Here is a 17410-nt window from a genome sequence, read left to right on the forward strand (position 1 = left end):
CCAAACCAATGACCGCTACGGGAGCAAAAAATAAAGCAGCCGAGCAGCAAGAACTGGATGAACGTTTTGTTTACAAAGATGATGATGTCATCGATAAGGCTTTTGACTGGAAGCAATTCACCAGACTGTTCGGGTACATGAAGCCTTATGCAAAGCAGATGCTTCCATTGGTGTCCATCATGATGATTCTAGGAACCATTACGAAGTTGACCGTCCCGTTCCTAACAAGTTTAGCCATTGACCGTGCGATTGCGCCAAAGGTGGGGAATCCCAGCTTATCACTGCTTTATTCGCTTACAGCTGGGGTAATCGTCTTATATCTGATTCAATGGATTGCGGGAGTGTACCGGATTAAATATACGAACATCATAGGCCAAAGAGTGATTTATGATTTGCGCTCAGATTTGTTCAAGCATATTCAGAAGCTCTCCTTTAACTTCTTTGATAAACGACCGGCAGGTTCGGTATTAGTACGGGTAACCAATGATATCAACTCTCTGCAGGATCTGTTCACAAACGGGGTTGTCAATCTGATGATTGACTGCGTGCAGCTTATGGGGATTACCATTATTCTGCTAGTGATTAACTGGAAGCTAGGTCTTGCAGTAATGGTTACGGTTCCGATTATGTTCTTTGTTTCAACTAAGCTGCGCCAAAAGATTCGGATCGCTTGGCAGGATGTGCGGATGAAGAACTCCAGAATTAATTCTCATTTAAATGAATCGATTCAGGGAATCAGAGTCACACAAGCCTACACCCAAGAACAAGAAAATATGAATTATTTCGATGTTATGAATACCGACAGCAAAAAATCCTGGAACAAAGCCTCTGCGATGAACCAGGCGTTCGGTCCGATTATTGAGGTCACAGGTGGTTTTGGAACAATGATCCTCTTTTGGCTGGGGGCTTATCTGATCCAATCTGGAGAACTCACAGTAGGTATGCTGGTAGCATTCAGTTCTTATGTCAGCAACTTCTGGGATCCGATTAATCGCCTTGGGCAGATGTACAATCAGCTGCTTGTGGCAATGGCTTCCTCGGAACGGATCTTTGAATATTTGGATGAGCAACCGGCGGTGCAAGATAATCCTGGTGCTAAGCCAATGGGAACGATTCGTGGGGATATTAACTTTGAAAAGGTCATTTTTGAATATGAAAAAGGCCGGGCTGCACTAAAAGGTATTGATCTGGATGTAAAAGCAGGACAGTCGATCGCGCTCGTAGGTCATACAGGTTCTGGTAAAAGTACGATCATTAACCTGATTGGCCGGTTCTATGATATTAAGAGCGGCCGAATCACGATAGACGGTGAAGATATCCGCGGGGTTACATTAGACAGCCTGCGAAGGCAGATCGGAATCGTGCTGCAAGATACCTTTATTTTCTCGGGAACGATTCGGGATAATATCCGTTTTGGCCGTCTGGAGGCTACAGATGAAGAAGTGGAAAATGCCGCAAAAGCCGTGGATGCCCATGACTTTATTATGAAGCTGCCCGGAGGGTATGAGACTGAGGTGGAAGAGCGCGGCAGCGCATTGTCGATGGGACAACGTCAGCTGCTCTCCTTCGCCCGGGCGCTTTTGGCAAATCCGCGGATACTAATCCTGGATGAGGCAACTGCCAGCATTGATACGGAGACGGAGCTGAAGATCCAGGAGGCACTCAAAATCCTGCTTCAAGGCCGAACCTCCTTTATCGTAGCGCACAGACTCTCTACCATCCGTCATGCGGATAAAATAGTCGTCCTCGATCACGGAGAGATTAAAGAAGAAGGTAACCATCATGAGTTGACATCCCGTGATGGGGTTTACAACGGTCTGATCGAAGCGCAATTCCGCTTCCTATAGACCGACAGAACGGAACATAGCGGAACACAACACAACAGAACAGAACAGAACAGAACAGAACACAACACAACACAACAAAACAGAACAGAACAGAACAACAGCTCATTCCCGTTGCTTAGGCAACTGCGGGGTGGGCTGTTTTTTATAGGGATATAGTGATTAAGGTGGTCGGGGCTTGGTGGATCAGAGTAGAGTGGAATATGGCAGAGGTATTACGGAACAAGGCAACCGAAGAACGGAAGAACGGAAGAACAGCAGGACGGAAGAACAGCAGGACGGAAGAACAGCAGGACGGAAGAACGGCAGAACGGCAGAACGGCAGAACGGCAGAACGGCAGAATGGAAGAACGGTAGAACGGCAGAATGTCAGAACGGAAGAACAGCAGAACAGCAGAATGGAAGAACGGAAGAATGGAAGAACAGCAGAACAGCAGAACGGCAGAAAATAATATAGCAGGGTAAGATTTCTATTCAGTTACTTAGGGCGTTTGGATACCCTGCCCGTCACACGCAGCTCAAACATTTGTGCACAAATATCTTGATGCCATTGTAGATCAGCTGTCTGTTCCGCTAATAGGATTTCATTTTGTAATCGGGCCATCTCATAGCAGTAGGTTGCGTTAATTTGCAGGCACTGCTGTTGCTCCGTTTCCTCAGCAGCAGTAAGCTGCCGTCTACGGCTCAGGGTGAACAACTCGGCAAGGCGTTCATGGACAGGAAGCATGCTTTTTTCCTCCTATAGCAATTTAAAACCACATATTAGTCTCGCCATTAGAAGAGGAATTCAAACGTTACGTCAGATAATTAAATTGAGGGGCCTTACTATGTTGAGGGTAGGGAGGAACTATCTTAGAAGTCAGAAGGAAACAATAGAGGTGAGAGAGGTGAAAATCGAGGAATGTTTAGGAGTAATCTGGAAACCAATCTTTAGTTGCAGTTTGTACAATAGAAACCATCATTCTCGTTATAAAAATACTGTTAATTGCACTTTGTGCAGCTATTTTCGAGAAATGTGCTTATAAAGAACATTTTCCTTAATTCTAGTTGCACAAAGTACAACTAAATCAGAATTTGGCTTGCTAGACGTGGATTTTGTTGCACAAAGTACAACTAAATCACCATTCAGCTCGCAAGACGTGGATACTGTTGCACAAAGTACAACTAAATCACCATTGAGCTCGCAAGACGTGGATTCTGTTGCACAAAGTACAACTAAATCACCATTCAGCTCGCTAGACATGGATTCTGTTGCACAAAGTACAACTAAATCAGAATTCAGCCTGGTAGACGTGGGTTCTGTTGCACAAAGTACAACTAAAAAATCCCCCGTAGTCAAACCGGGGGATTTAGTGTACAAACAGCAGCTCTGAACCTTCTGCTAAGCAACGCAGGACCTCAAGAAACGCCCTAGTCCATGTAGATTTCCACAATCGTAACATTACGTTCGCGGGCTAGATCGACAAATAATCCATCGATCTTTACCAGCGGACGGAAAATATCAACTGGATTGTTCATGATAATCACACCTGTATCACCCGTGTTCAGTAATACTCGCTTGCCGATAAAGTTGGGCATTAAATGCTGTATAAAGGCTTGAACCGTTCTGCCGTTCAGCTTACCAAAGCTGAGGTCATTTAGTTCACGTAGGACAGAAATAAGCTCTTGCTTGGACTGATAGACGCGTTTAGAAGTCATCGCACTATAGATGTCAGCTACAGCAGCAATTTGCGCATAAGGATGAATCTCGGATTTGGTTAGCTTATTAGGATAGCCAGAGCCGTCCTCACGTTCATGATGCTGTAGGGCTGCCAAAGCTGTATGTGAGTCATCCATCGAATTGCGGATAATTTCGTAGCCGTACTTAGTATGTAGTTTAACTTCTTCGAATTCTTCCGCGGTTAATTTTCCAGGCTTATTTAATAGAGCAGGTGAGATTCTACATTTTCCAATATCAATTAAATATCCAGCTCGTCCAATCTCATAGCATTCTTGTTTGGAATACCCAAGCCAGATTGCAATATAATAAGAGAGCATACCTACCTGCAAAGAGTGGTTGTAGGTATAATTATCTTCGCGATCGAGCAGAAGCAGCAGGGAGACTACATCCTTTTGCTTGTCCAACGATTGAAGCGAAGGCTGAAGAATGTCGTTAACCACGGATTGGTTAAAGCTTCCTTTTAATAGTGCTTCCATATAAAGATTCTCAAAGCCGTCAATCATGGTATCAAAACTAGTGGTCACCGTCTGAATAATTGAAGGTCTGCTTAATGGGGCAGGTTCTTCCACTAACGTCTGGATATCAACATAATCAACTCCATGCTGCATCAGCTTGGCGATATCATCTATCTGGAGCAGCGATCCCTTTGGTAATACATGCAGACCTCTTGAACTATAAGCGTCTGAGTTGAGGTGATTACCAGGTTTTAGATCCGAGACGTGTACTCTCAATGCCTATGCCACCTTTTATCCGATTTTATCCAGAATATCAACAAAGTGCAGATTTTTCAATGAAAAAGGAGTGAAGATTAATTGTAGAGGGAATCGGCAGCCTTTTGTTCAGAGCCTACCCAGTGCTGGCCTGATTCATTGATGTCTTTTTTCCAGATAGGGACGGTCTGTTTCAGCAGTTCAATGGCCAAACGACTAGCCTCGTAACAGGTATCGCGATGAGGGGTGGAGACAGCAATGATAACGCTTGCTTCCTTAAGACCAACAAGCCCAATGCGGTGGGAAATCGCGCAGCGTGCATTCCAGCGATTTTGTACCTCATCACCAATTTCTTTCAGCTTATTTAAGGCCATAGGAATATAGGCTTCATAGTCTAATGCTGTTGTGCGTTGTTCTCCGGTCATTTCGCGTGTAGTTCCTACAAATAATAGGGATGCTCCATGATTGGCATCGAGGACGGCATCCAGAAGCTTCTCAGCATTTAATGGCAGATCCGTTATGCTATAGAGGCCGTCAGGAGTGCTCTCATATAAAGAACCATTCTCTCCCCCGGAAACGGGAGGGATTAATGCAACTTCGGCAGACTCGGTGATGAGGGCTTCATCAGGTGCATATTCCCGGTCAATAGCGACCAAAGAAGTTCCAATTAGGGATGCTGCATCCGGATAAGAGGTTGTAAGGAGTTCTTTTAACTTCCCAGCGGTTAAGGGATTCTCCGTCGCATGAAAGGTCAGAGAAGATGAACCGATAATCTCAGCCAAACCCGCGAACAGGCGGATTGTGATATGCATACTTATTCACCTCTGAAATATGTTGTAATGTCTACAATATACCATAATGAGCCTGAAAATGTTATGCTAGGCTCTATAAGATCATGCATCGGCTGCTTCATTAAAGAGCGGCTCAACAGGTAGGAGGAATGTTGCTAATGGGGCATGTGCCGCAAAGACTGACCATACTTCATACCAATGATATACATAGCCATTTCGAAATGGTGAGTCCATTGGCAGCAGAAATCGGGAGACAAAGAGCTGCAGCGGGAGAAGCGCCTGTGCTGCTGCTGGATATTGGCGATCATATGGATCGTGCAGCCGTCGAGACAGAAGGAACTATGGGTCAGGCTAACATTGATGTACTTAATTTAACAGGATATGATGCTGTAACCATCGGTAATAATGAGGGGTTAACATTCTCACAGGAGATGTTATCCTCTATTTTCTCCGGGTTACAGTGTCCAGTGGTATGCTGTAATTTTGTGGAGACTGCAACAGGGGAACCTCCCCACTGGATGAAGCGTCATGCCATCTTGGAGAAGGACGGAATCAGAATAGGAGTGACTGGAGCGACAGCGGCATTTACTTCGTTTTATTCCTTGCTGGGCTGGGATGCTCTGGATCCCGAGACAACCCTTCGTGAACAATGCCTTCTTCTAGCTCCTCAGGTGGACATTCTAATCATCCTTTCTCATTTGGGGCTTCCCGCAGATCGAATTCTGGCAGAGCGGCTGGAAGGTGTGCATGCTATTCTAGGTGGACATACACATCATATGCTGGAAGAACCGCTCATGATTAACGGAACAGCTGTATGTGGAGCCGGGAAATTCGGGCGTTACCTCGGGCGGCTTCAATTTGAGCGGAGAGAGGGACAACCTGGATTTAGCCTGGTGGCGGGTGAATGTATTCCGATTGACCCAGGACTGAAGGAAGAGATTGTAGGTCCTGCCGCTACTATTCATTTGGAGCGTGGTCGTGAGGCTCTTCAGCAGACCGTTGCGATCACAGATCGTGAGCTTCCTTTGAATTTGCAGGGAGAATCCCCTTTTGGCAATCTTTTAGCCCAAGCTGTACGTAGATTTACAGGCACCAGTTTGTCGATAGTTAACACAGGTCAGCTTCTAGGACCTTTGCCTGAAGGGGAGGTTACAGCGGGAATGCTGCACGCCCTATGTCCTTCTCCCATTAACACCTGCGTAATCAAGCTGAAAGGCCTAGATATTCGCATAGCTTTGGAGCAGAGTCTTACTGAAGAATTTTATAATAAGGTGATTTTTGGGTATGGCTTTCGCGGGAATTATCTGGGCAGCTTAGCAGTAGATGGGATAAAAATCTTGTACGATCCGCAGAAGATACCGTATGATAACAATATTGCAGTTTTTGTCGAAGGAAACCCGCTGGAGGATGATAAAGAGTATAATGTTGGTACGCTGGACATGTTTACTTTCCGTGCAGGCTATGAGACGATCGCCAATGGGAAGGATCCTGTATTTTTGCTGCCTCATTTTTTACGCGACCTGCTTGGGATGGAATTGCAGCGTCCGGACAGTCTTGATGAATGTATGCTCACTCGGTGGGAGATCAAGTCTGAGTAAACCTGCAGCTCACAAGATATACTTTTTGATTCCATTTAAACAGTACTAGATTCCCGAAAAATAGGAGGAGATTATGGACACGATTACAGCTATTATTTTAGCAATTGTCGAAGGGATCACTGAATTTATTCCTGTTTCTTCTACAGGACACATGATCTTGACCTCGAAGCTTCTGGGCTTTGATGAGCAGGATTCGATTATGAAGACTTATGAAATCGTTATTCAGCTAGGGGCAATATTGGCGATTGCGCTTGTTTACCGCGAGCGTGTGCTTAATTTGCTGGGCATTGGGCGTAAGAACTCAGGAAGAGGCGGTGTGATGCCGGCGTCTCGTTTGAACTTAATCCATGTAATACTTGGGATTGCCCCAGCACTAGCTGTGGCATTTTTTGCCCGCGATTTTATAAAAAGTCTCTTTGGAGCCACGACTGTTCTTTGGGCGCTTGTCGCCGGCGGGATTCTAATGATTATCGCAGAATGGGTAAACAGACGCAAAATTAGAATTACAGCGCATGAGCTGGACGATCTTTCTTACGGACAGGCGCTGGCTATCGGGATGTATCAGATTATTTCAGTGCTGTGGCCAGGATTTTCCCGTTCGGGATCTACGATCTCCGGAGGGATGTTAAGTGGGGTTAGTTATAAAGCGTCTGCGGATTTCTCCTTCCTTATAGCCATTCCTATTATGTGTGCGGCTTCCGGATATGAAATGTTGGATTCTTATAAGAACTTCACTAGTGAGACGATTGGCTATTTTGTAATTGGATTTCTGATTTCTTTTGTAGTGGCTTATGTAGTGGTTATTTTGTTTATGAAATTGATTCAAAAGATTAGATTGACGCATTTCGCGATCTACAGATTTATTCTTGCTGCTATATTCTGGTTGTTTATTATGCGTTAATGCCCATAGGCAAAGACCTAGACACACCCGATGTTCTTCATGGTGCACCTGTCTGATCTCTACATAAACGGTATAGACAAAGCGTGTGACCCAAGGATTTCAAAACAGAATAGCATTTTACCGTTAAAGGCAGGAGTGAGCTAAGTGCGTTTAGTATCCGTGAATCAGCTTCAAGCAGGCATGAAATTAGGTAAAAAAATATATAATGATGAAGGTCTAACTCTCCTCGCGGATGGGGTGGAGCTTACTGATGCATTGATCAAGAGGCTTTCAAGAATTGACATCGGTTATATTTACATAGAGGACTCTGTCACGGACGATGTTGAGATTATAGGTATGCTTCAAGATGAGACACGTAATCAGGCACTGAAGGTGATTCGTAATCAGTTTCAGCAAATGACAGGCGCTTCAGGAATAAGCAAGGGATTCTACCATCTGGATAAAAAATTCTCAAAGATCATGGATAGCATCCTGGATGATTTGTCTTTACAAGAAGATCCGATGATCATGCTGCTTGATATGCACACCGCTGATAACTACTTGTACGTCCATTCCCTGAATGTCTGCTTGTACACTTTGGTGCTTGGCATTGCGCATGGGTACAGCAAAGAGGAGCTTCGAGTGATTGGTCTGGGTGCGCTGCTGCATGATATTGGCAAGACCCAAGTCCCGATAAAAATCATTCAAAAACCCGGTAAGCTCAGTGAAGATGAATTTCGCCATATGCAGGCACACACCGAGATCGGGTATCAGATTCTCAAGGAAGAACCGAATATCCCGCTGCTCGCGGCTCATTGTGCGCTTCAGCATCATGAACGCATTGACGGATCCGGATATCCGCGGGGATTAAAAGGACCTCAAATTCATGAATATGCCAAATGGTTGGGCGTGGCTGATTCCTACGATGCCATGACCTCCAACCGGGTCTACAAAAAGGCTATGCTGCCACATCAAGCCGTTGAGGCGCTTTATGTAGGTTCTGGTACATTGTATGAGCAGAAGCAGCTAGAGTTATTTAGAGATCGTGTGGCTATCTATCCTCTTGGTCTTACGGTGAAGCTCAGTACGGGTGAAAGTGGAGTTGTTGTCAAAATAGACCCAAGTACGCCTCACAGACCGATTGTACGTGTGCTTACAGGGCCTGAAGGAGAGAAAGTCGTACCGTTCGAAAGGGATCTAGGAAAAGCCCTCTCCGTTGTTATCGTTGACGTCGCAGATCAAGGCGATTCTGTGGGAACGCCAAAATATTTATCATAGCAGCGAAGAGAGAAGATTAGGCTTGTCCGCATAACTCGCGGAAGCCTATTTTTCGTCTCGCTGCTATTATTTTTTACAGTGAAAAAGCTTGTAAGGACAGTCTGAAAGACATCCGAAGTGCAGTTTTTCTGACTAACGTGGTATGATATAGGATAAGACACCGTTCAATCTTCATGATTATGGGTTAATAATAGGAATAAGATTTAAAGGAGCTAGTACAAATGAATGTTTTAAGACCATTAACATCTTCACCGAAGGAGCTGTCGCCAAGCTACGATCCGTGGGATCCCATTACTTCTTTACGTAAGCATGGACGCCATGTGCTAACGAGTGTGGAATTCACAGTAACCAATTTATGTAATATGCGGTGTGAACACTGTGCGGTAGGTGATAGTTTAACCTCTAGAGAAGGGGATATGCTGCCGCTTAAAAATATGTTGGACCGTTTAGATGAGGTAGAGCATCTGGAGACGATTAGTATTACCGGCGGAGAGCCTATGTTCTTGGCTGGAACGGTGGATAATATCATAGTGCCGCTCTTAAAGTATGCCAAAGAGCGGGGGATTAGATCGCAAATTAATTCTAATCTGACGATGCCGTATGCTCGATATGAAAAGCTGCTTCCGTATTTGGACGTTATGCATATTTCTTTTAATTATGTGAACGGAGACGATTTTCATGAAGTTGGTTTTGCCAACAGCGGGCATGCAGTTTCAAAAGAAAGTGCATATCGGTTATATAATGCAATGATTGAGAATTCTCGACGGCTAAGTGAGGATGGTATGCTAATTTCTGCGGAAACTATGATTAATTACCGTACACATACTAAGCTGCCTGAAATTCATAAGTTGATTCTCGATATGGGCGCCAAACGGCATGAGGTACATCCTATGTACAACTCCAGTTTTGCTTCGGCTTTGCCAGTGTTGTCCTTGAATGAAATGCGGACGGCAATCCATAAACTACTGGATACCCGTGATCCGGAGATTTGGATGCTGTTTGGGACCCTTCCGTTTTTTGCTTGCAGCTTCCTGGAAGAAGATCAGAAGCTGATAAGCAGAATGCGCGCCGAGAAGAATGTTACCCTTCGCAATGATCCGGATGGCCGGAACCGAGTGAACGTAAACATGTTTACTGGCGATGTTTTTGTTACAGATTTCGCTGATATCGCAGCCTTTGGCAACATCGAGAACCAAAAGCTGGATGATATATTTATCGATTGGCAGACTAAACACCCGCTGAACCAAAAGGTGAACTGCCACTGCGATGCAGCAGGCTGCTGCGGACCTAATCTGTTAGTGGCTGATATGTATTATCCGGAAGTTGACTTCAAAACTAGAAAAGCGATCAATCTGTAGAAATGAGGCGTTGTTAAGTGGTGCATACGGAATTTGAAGTAGGGAGATTATTGCTTAATCTTTTGCTGGTTCTGGTGCTCGTATTATTGAACGGTATTTTTGTAGCAGCGGAATTTTCATTAGTTAAGGTCAGGCAGTCCCGCCTGACCCAACTTGTCAGTGAAGGTAATAAAATGGCTGGATATGCTCTGAAAGTAAATAAGAGACTGGATTCCTATTTATCCGCCACTCAGTTTGGGATAACACTTGCGTCGCTGGGCTTAGGTTGGGTTGGAGAGCCCGCGATTTCTGAGCTGTTGGTCGAACCTTTAATGTACCAGATGGGGATCACCGATCATACCCTGATTTCTACCGTATCTGTGATTATTGGATTTTCGATCATTACATTTTTACATATTGTACTTGGGGAGCTTGCTCCTAAATCGCTCGCGATTCAAAGAACAGAAGGTTCGGCACTGTTGTTATCTGCACCCCTGATGTTCTTCTATAATGTGTTCATGCCTTTTATCTGGGTGCTGAACGCTTCAGCCAACGCGTTGCTTCGGTTGGTCGGTGTGGAGCCTGCAAATGAAAGTGAAGCAGCACACTCGGAAGAGGAGATACGTATTCTGATGAATCAGAGCGCCAAGAGTGGTGTCATTGACAAAGATGAAATGAAACTAATGGATAATATCTTTGAATTCTCAGATCTGCTTGCACGTGAAGTCATGCTGCCTCGTACAGATATGGATGTGCTTTACAGCAATCTTTCGTTAGAAGAAAATATGAAGATTATTACCGAAACGAGACATTCGCGTTATCCGGTTGCTCTGGAAGATAAGGACCGTATTATCGGTTTTATTCATATTACCGACCTGTTGTTTGCTCCACCGGAGCAGCAGAATGATCTTACAACTCTGGTTCGGCCTATCCTTAACGTTCCGGAATCGATGGAAATCAGCCATACTCTTCGTTTTATGCAGAAGAATAAGGCTCAGCTGACGTTAGTTGTCGATGAATATGGCGGCACAGCAGGTTTGCTGACAGCAGAAGAGATTCTGGAAGAAATCGTAGGCGATCTGCATGACGAGTTCGAAGATGAGCGTCCAAGTGTGGAACATAACGGGGAGTACATCTCTGTTGAGGGCCGGATGCTGATTGAGGATGTCAACGATCTTACGGGTGTTGTGATTGAAGACGATGAGGTGGATTCCATCGGCGGCTGGTTGTTTAAGGAGCTGGAGGGTAATCCAACCAAAGGAAAACGTGTCAAAGTAGAAGATGTTATTTTTGAAGTCGAGGAATCGACAAGATTGCGTATCACTAGAATTAATATCCACCGGGAACCACGTGTGGAGGACGAAGAAACCTCATCAGAACCCAATGAGGATAAAGAATAACCTATTAAAAATTATAACGTATTGTTCCGGTTGATCAGGGATATAATGAACTCCTCCTGCAAGAGCTGTATGGCTCATGAAAGGGGGAGTTTTTTGTGGACACATAAAGGACATAACGCTCGTCTATGCTAATGTTTATTAATTGTTTGAAAGCGGGGTCTAGATTGAAAAAGAAACTTCTTCTCGTTGAGGATGAAATTCGTATTCGTGAACTGGTATCTGATTATTTCTTACAGAATGATTGGGAGGTACTTGAAGCGGATAATGGAAAAGATGCATTGGTTTGGTTTGATTCACTGCTGCCGGATCTGCTGATTCTGGATATCATGATGCCTGCTATGAATGGCTTCGAAGTGTGCCGTGAAGTTCGTGAGAAATCAGCGGTACCCATCATTTTGTTAACGGCCAAGTCTACAGATGACGACAAAATCTACGGTTTTGAATTAGGAGCCGATGATTATGTTACAAAACCATTTAGTCCAAAGGTGCTAGTAGCCCGGGCAAATGCACTTATGAAACGGGTTGAAGGCACCCATCAGCCTGAGTCTAGCATAATAAAATTTGGTTCCGCGATGTTCAATCCCTTGGCTCATCGGTTGGAGGTAGAAGATGCGGAAGTGGAGCTTACCCCTAAGGAATATGATCTTTTATGGCTTTTAATACGAAATAAAGGGATTGTTATTTCAAGGGATACGATCCTCAGTCGGATCTGGGGAATTGAATTTGAAGGAGATTCCAGAGTTGTGGACAGTCATATCAAAAAGCTGCGAAGTAAATTGGGTTATGAATCACGTTTTATTCGTACGGTAATTGGCACAGGATACATGTTCGAGGAAGAGGCATGAGAAGACGGGGAATTACTTTTAAACTGTTTGTGATGACCGTTATCTTTTTCCTTTGCTTCTATGGCATGGTGATTCTAAGCCAATTGCTGTTGTTTGACAATTTCTATCAGAAGCAAAAAGAGCACCGTGTGGAGAAACACCTTAAGAGTTTTGCGGCAAGATATATTAGCGAACCATGGGGAAGCACTAGAACCTCTCAGGAGCTTGTCCGGTTTATGCTGCGGAATAAAACACAAATGGTTATTTTGAAGCTGGATGGAAAGATGAATTCAGAAGATCCATTTCATATAAAGCTAATCGATGATGACGGGAAGAGTATGGTTGTTTCTTTATCCCTATTCATGAATCAGTACGGAGATTCACTGAGAGCAGCTAACATTAAAGTAGATGATCAGTTGAGCGTGGAAGGCGAACTTCTGGATGAAGACAGTGCTTCACCCGTTATACTCTACCCCATAAGCATTACAAAAAAAGGGGGCGGAACCATAGGGGAGACGGGAGAGACTGGGACGATTCATGCATCTGGTACTGTTGCAGAAGTTGTACTGCCTGATTTAAAAATATGGAATCCCCGCCAGGGAATATTGTTTGAGGCTCTTGAGGAATGGTTTCCTTTGACACCAGCGCAGATAGAAGACTTTAAAAATTTGAAAATACAGAAGCAAGACTGGGTTGCTCCCTGGAGTGGGAGTCGCAATTCTGTGGTTATTCTGCCCCTGAAGCAAAGTAACGGAGAAATTGAATTACTATTCACAGTCACTTCATTACAGGAAGTTAAGGATTCGAACGATGCCTTACGTTGGTTCTTTTTATATCTGGGAATGGGTGGCTTTGTCCTGATTCTGGTGCTTTCTCTCTTTTTCTCGAAAATGGTAACGCGTCCGCTAATTAAGTTAAACAAGATAGCAAAACGGATGGTTTCTCTGGACTTTACAGGGGACACATCGATTCGGCAGAAGGATGAGCTAGGCAGCCTTTCTAACAGCATGTTCACCTTATCACTAAGTCTGGACTCTGCTTTAGGGGAGTTAAGAGAGGCCAATCAGCAGCTAGTTGAGGATATGGAGCAGAAGCAAAGAATGGAGATCATGCAGCAGGACTTTTTTGCCAACGCCTCCCATGAATTGAAGACACCCCTCAGTATTATCAAAGGGTTTGCTGAAGGTTTGGAAGACGGCGTTAGTGCCGGCAAGCAGGATCACTACATTAAGGTGATTATTGAGGAAGCCGATAAAATGGAGTTTCTTGTTAAAAATATGCTAGATCTAGCGCGGTTGGAGTCGGGCACGATTAAACTACGGAAATCTTCCTTTATGTTAAGTGAACTGACGGAAAAGGTGACAGACAAGCTGGTCCACTTGCTGAGTGAAAAACATTTGGAGGTCATCATTATTCCTGCGAATGAATTACCGGTCTATGCGGATGTGAACTGGATCGAACAAGTTATGCTAAATTTTATGACCAATGCTATCAGGCATGCGGAAGAAAGAAGTTCTATCACTGTCAATATTGAGAGTCATGCCCAGACTATTGTATTCACTATTCAAAATATAGGAGAATCAATCCCTGAAGATCAGCTGGAGCAGATCTGGGAACGGTTCTATCGGTCGGAGCCATCCCGCAGTCGAATGACAGGCGGTACGGGTCTGGGGCTTTCCATCGCGAAGCGAATACTGGATATGCACGCTTGTCTTTATACAGTGAAAAATACGGAGAACGGTGTCAGCTTTACAGTGACCTTTGAAGGTTAAACCGAATCAACAGAAATACTGCTATGAAAGGGGTGGAATTGTATGAAATTGAACTGGTTGCCTTCAACGTGCACACTCGGAAATTTGGGACTAGGATCACTATCCTTGTATTTTACGATTCAAGAACGATATAGCCTAGCTTTATTAATGATATTGCTCGCGGCAATATGTGATGTACTGGATGGATTACTGGCAAGAATATTGCAATGTACTAGTGAATTCGGTAAACAATTGGACTCATTGGCGGATATTATATCATTTGGTTTAGCGCCTACCTTCCTTATCTTGTTGTATAGGTTAGAAGATGCCCACTGGATTGGACCTGCAGCTGCAGTTTTCTTTTTGATCTGTGGCGCACTTCGTTTGGCCAGATTTAATCTGTCGGCGCCTTCCAAAGGGTTCGTGGGGATGCCCATTACTGCTGCTGGAGTCATTCTGTCGATGATTTCTTTACTAGATGAACGGATGAAACCAGGACTGGTCATCGGATTAATGGCATTGCTGTCCGTAATGATGATCAGCCGTATCCCATTTCCGTCCCTTAAAAAATCCTTCAACAGGAAGTGATACAACCATGCCTTGGATTATAGAGTTCATTTCACAATACGGATATTTAGCCATATTTGGCCTTATGGCACTTGGGATTATCGGACTTCCTGTGCCTGATGAGGTGTTAATGCTGTTTGTAGGCTATTTATCCTCCGTTATGGTTTTGGATTTTTCACTTTCCGTATTGGTTTGTTTTATGGGATCCATCACAGGAATGCTTATCAGCTATACCATTGGTTTAAGGCTAGGACAACCTGTGGTAGCAAAATTCGGCAAGTGGGTTGGCCTTACACCCAAGCGTTTTGCCAGTATGAAAAGATGGTTTTTGCGGTTCGGAAACTGGGCGATTTTCATTGCTTATTTTATTCCAGGTCTGAGGCATGTATCGAGCTATATCTCTGGAATCAGTGCTATGTCTTTCAAAAAATATATACTCATAACGACTGCAGGAGCGCTAACCTGGTCACTCCTTTTTGTTTCCATCGGCTTTTTTGTGGGGGCTAAGTTTTCCTTTTTATAGCCATTGAAGTTTAACATTATTAATCGCAATTGAATGGAGCAAGATCAATGAATGTATTCAAGCGATTCTACGCGAATAGTACTACCAGACGCTTTTTTATTCTCGCACTTATCGGGTTGCTGCTGTACATGGTTCGAGGGATGCTTAATCTGGTACTGCTGACGTTTCTGATTGCTTTTGTCATGAACAGCTTTCAGATTGTGCTCAGTAAACGAATTGGTAAATTCATGAAGGTTAACAGTAAGGTGATTATTGTCATTTTATACCTTGCTTTAATCGCATTGATTGTACTGGCCCTTGCAAAATATCTTCCTAAAGTATTGGAGCAGATTAAGCAATTAGCTATCTTCCTCACCAATCTCAAATCAGAGGATCTTCCGCAGAACAAGATTACATTATATTTGTATGATATGCTCAGGGACCTTAACTATCAGTCCTATATCAAAAGAGGCATCGATTATGTGCTGCAGGTTAGCAACTGGGGTGCAACTTTCGTTCTATCAACCATTTTAAGCTTTGTGTTTATTCTGGAGAAGAACCGGGTCGTCAGTTTCACTTCTAGGATGAGAGAGAGCAGGATTGCCTGGTTTTATATAGATCTGGAGTATTTCAGCCGAAAATTCATCGTTTCCTTTGGGAAAGTAATTGAAGCGCAAATTCTTATTGCCATGTTCAATACCTGTCTTACTGTTATTGGCTTGTGGTTGCTTAACTTCCCGTATTTATTTGCCCTAGCGATTTTGATTTTTCTGCTCAGTCTCATTCCGGTGGTTGGTTTTTTGATTTCGCTCATTCCGCTTTTAATAATTGGTTACAACATCGGCGGTCTGATAACAGTTACTTATGTGCTGGCGATTATTGCGGTGTTGCATTTTATCGAAGGCTATTTCTTGAATCCTAAGTTGATGTCCACAAAAATGAATTTGCCGATGTTTTTCACCTTTAGCGTGTTGTTGTTCTCTGAGCATTATATGGGTGTCTGGGGACTTATTCTTGGTATTCCTATCTTTGTATTTATGTTGGATATCCTTGAGATTACCCACGAAGATTCGTTCAAAAGAGCGAAGCCCTAAGCTGAATACTAAAAAAAACAAGTTATAAGCTGTTTTCGGTACTTTTCCGGAGACAGCTTATTTGTCATGCACATTGCACAAAAAAAATTGCTAATGGGCTTTTTTTGTGAATAACGTTTTATATTGTGTCCTGCTGTCATAAGTTAGCTAAGGGAGTAATGTTCAGAGTCTTTAAAGAAGGAACAGGAACAAAGGAGGTACAAAAAGATGGAATCACAGCTGCGGAGGTATACCCCCTTTAGGGGCCCGTTTGATCCTTGCCCACCGGTGCCGTTCAAGACGTATGTAGTTCCACCCAATCAATTTATCACCTTTCAGCCACCCGATTTACCACAGTTTAGTTTGCAGGAGGCTCTGAAGTATGGAACGCTCTGGCCAGCACTATTTAGTCCGTATGAATCCAAGTGCAAAGGAGGAGGGAAATAGACTATGGAGGCAAATCCTTGCGACCAACGTTATTATGAATTGCTTGAACAGTTGCAGACCCTTGATTTTGCCTTAGTGGAGTTGAACTTATATCTAAATACGCATCCTGACGATCTGAGAAGTATTGAACAATTTAATCAGCTTACGCTGGAACGAACTAAGCTAGCGAATCATTTTCAGGAGTTATATGGTCCGCTGCAGAATTTTGGCCGCGCTTATTCTAAATGTCCATGGGAATGGAATCAACCCCCTTGGCCTTGGCAGGTGTAAGAGGAGTATAACCGTAAGGAACTATTTTTCTAGAGGAGGGAAGTTCCCGAATGTGGATATACGAAAAAAAACTGCAATATCCGGTACGGGTGGGTAAATGTGATGTCCGGATGGCGCGTTATTTGAGTGAGCAATACGGAGGCGCAGATGGCGAGCTCGCCGCTGCACTACGCTATATGAATCAAAGATACACGATTCCAGATAAAGTTATTGGCGTGTTGAACGATATTTCTACTGAGGAATTCGCTCACCTTGAGATGATTGCCACGATGATCTACAAGCTGACGAAGGATGCTTCGGTATGTGAATTAGAGGAAGCGGGATTAGGGCCACATTTTGTAGCGCATGATCATGCCCTGTTCTACACGGATGCTAGCGGAGTTCCATTCACCGCAGCCTATATTCAAGCTAAGGGAGA

General features: G+C 43.9%; 18 protein-coding genes. 15 read left to right on the top strand and 3 right to left on the bottom strand.

The genetic code is table 11. From position 1 onward, the window contains the following. The first annotated feature begins 8 nt into the window (after positions 1 to 8). Together MHH89_RS30720 and MHH89_RS30725 are read left to right on the top strand one after the other, a co-directional pair. On the top strand, positions 9 to 1847 hold the full coding sequence (locus MHH89_RS30720; protein ID WP_036684176.1) for an ABC transporter ATP-binding protein: 1839 nt from the start codon (positions 9 to 11) through the stop codon (positions 1845 to 1847). A 178-nt stretch (positions 1848 to 2025) separates the two neighbouring features. After that, positions 2026 to 2301 (top strand): hypothetical protein, encoded by a 276-nt coding sequence (locus MHH89_RS30725; RefSeq protein ID WP_341088768.1) that lies wholly within the window; start codon positions 2026 to 2028, stop codon positions 2299 to 2301. A 21-nt stretch (positions 2302 to 2322) separates the two neighbouring features. On the opposite strand, the gene MHH89_RS30730 is transcribed toward MHH89_RS30725, so the two are convergent. From MHH89_RS30730 to MHH89_RS30740, 3 genes are all read right to left on the bottom strand, one after another. Further along, entirely contained in the window at positions 2323 to 2571 is a 249-nt protein-coding gene (locus tag MHH89_RS30730; RefSeq protein WP_076124783.1) for a DUF7667 family protein, read from the bottom strand. A gap of 683 nt (positions 2572 to 3254) precedes the next feature. Continuing rightward, positions 3255 to 4295 carry an HD-GYP domain-containing protein gene (locus MHH89_RS30735; RefSeq protein ID WP_076219643.1) on the bottom strand — a complete coding sequence of 347 codons (1041 nt, stop codon included), beginning with the start codon at positions 4293 to 4295 and terminating at the stop codon, positions 3255 to 3257. 77 nt (positions 4296 to 4372) lie between these two features. Then, on the bottom strand, positions 4373 to 5086 hold the full coding sequence (locus MHH89_RS30740; RefSeq protein WP_312150948.1) for a molybdenum cofactor biosynthesis protein: 714 nt from the start codon (positions 5084 to 5086) through the stop codon (positions 4373 to 4375). 137 nt (positions 5087 to 5223) lie between these two features. On the opposite strand from MHH89_RS30740, the gene MHH89_RS30745 reads away from it, so the two are divergent. The 13 genes from MHH89_RS30745 to MHH89_RS30805 form a co-directional block, all read left to right on the top strand. After that, complete coding sequence (locus tag MHH89_RS30745) at positions 5224 to 6663, top strand: bifunctional metallophosphatase/5'-nucleotidase (protein WP_076191080.1); 1440 nt, start codon at positions 5224 to 5226, stop codon at positions 6661 to 6663. A 73-nt stretch (positions 6664 to 6736) separates the two neighbouring features. Beyond that, a complete protein-coding gene (locus MHH89_RS30750) occupies positions 6737 to 7564 on the top strand; it encodes an undecaprenyl-diphosphate phosphatase (RefSeq protein WP_076124791.1) in 828 nt (275 codons plus the stop codon). Positions 7565 to 7708: 144 nt separating this feature from the next. Beyond that, positions 7709 to 8821 (top strand): HD-GYP domain-containing protein, encoded by a 1113-nt coding sequence (locus MHH89_RS30755; RefSeq protein ID WP_076187093.1) that lies wholly within the window; start codon positions 7709 to 7711, stop codon positions 8819 to 8821. Between the two features lie 221 nt (positions 8822 to 9042). Continuing rightward, positions 9043 to 10179, top strand: a complete 1137-nt coding sequence (yfkAB, locus tag MHH89_RS30760; RefSeq protein WP_036684078.1) for a radical SAM/CxCxxxxC motif protein YfkAB — start codon at positions 9043 to 9045, stop codon at positions 10177 to 10179. A 20-nt stretch (positions 10180 to 10199) separates the two neighbouring features. Beyond that, positions 10200 to 11558, top strand: coding sequence for a hemolysin family protein (locus MHH89_RS30765; protein WP_076187132.1), 1359 nt, complete (start codon positions 10200 to 10202; stop codon positions 11556 to 11558). A 164-nt stretch (positions 11559 to 11722) separates the two neighbouring features. Beyond that, positions 11723 to 12403 carry a response regulator transcription factor gene (locus MHH89_RS30770; protein WP_076191082.1) on the top strand — a complete coding sequence of 227 codons (681 nt, stop codon included), beginning with the start codon at positions 11723 to 11725 and terminating at the stop codon, positions 12401 to 12403. Continuing rightward, positions 12400 to 14154 carry a sensor histidine kinase gene (locus tag MHH89_RS30775; protein ID WP_076187097.1) on the top strand — a complete coding sequence of 585 codons (1755 nt, stop codon included), beginning with the start codon at positions 12400 to 12402 and terminating at the stop codon, positions 14152 to 14154. The genes MHH89_RS30770 and MHH89_RS30775 overlap by 4 nt, the downstream gene beginning before the upstream one ends. Before the next feature lie 42 nt (positions 14155 to 14196). Continuing rightward, positions 14197 to 14721 (top strand): CDP-diacylglycerol--serine O-phosphatidyltransferase, encoded by a 525-nt coding sequence (gene pssA / locus MHH89_RS30780; protein ID WP_036684073.1) that lies wholly within the window; start codon positions 14197 to 14199, stop codon positions 14719 to 14721. 7 nt (positions 14722 to 14728) lie between these two features. Further along, entirely contained in the window at positions 14729 to 15223 is a 495-nt protein-coding gene (locus MHH89_RS30785; protein WP_076100017.1) for a DedA family protein, read from the top strand. Positions 15224 to 15270: 47 nt separating this feature from the next. Beyond that, the gene (locus MHH89_RS30790) at positions 15271 to 16296 is read left to right on the top strand and encodes an AI-2E family transporter (protein WP_280752686.1); all 1026 of its coding nucleotides are present in this window, start codon (positions 15271 to 15273) and stop codon (positions 16294 to 16296) included. A 207-nt stretch (positions 16297 to 16503) separates the two neighbouring features. Continuing rightward, positions 16504 to 16722 carry a spore coat associated protein CotJA gene (locus tag MHH89_RS30795; RefSeq protein WP_036684070.1) on the top strand — a complete coding sequence of 73 codons (219 nt, stop codon included), beginning with the start codon at positions 16504 to 16506 and terminating at the stop codon, positions 16720 to 16722. 3 nt (positions 16723 to 16725) lie between these two features. Continuing rightward, complete coding sequence (locus tag MHH89_RS30800; protein WP_036684069.1) at positions 16726 to 16992, top strand: spore coat protein CotJB; 267 nt, start codon at positions 16726 to 16728, stop codon at positions 16990 to 16992. Between the two features lie 50 nt (positions 16993 to 17042). Then, positions 17043 to 17410: manganese catalase family protein (locus tag MHH89_RS30805; protein WP_341088771.1), on the top strand; the 368-nt coding region annotated here is incomplete at its 3' end.

The organism is Paenibacillus sp. FSL H7-0323 (assembly GCF_038002725.1).
In the GTDB taxonomy this organism is placed as follows: domain Bacteria; phylum Bacillota; class Bacilli; order Paenibacillales; family Paenibacillaceae; genus Paenibacillus_AQ; species Paenibacillus_AQ odorifer.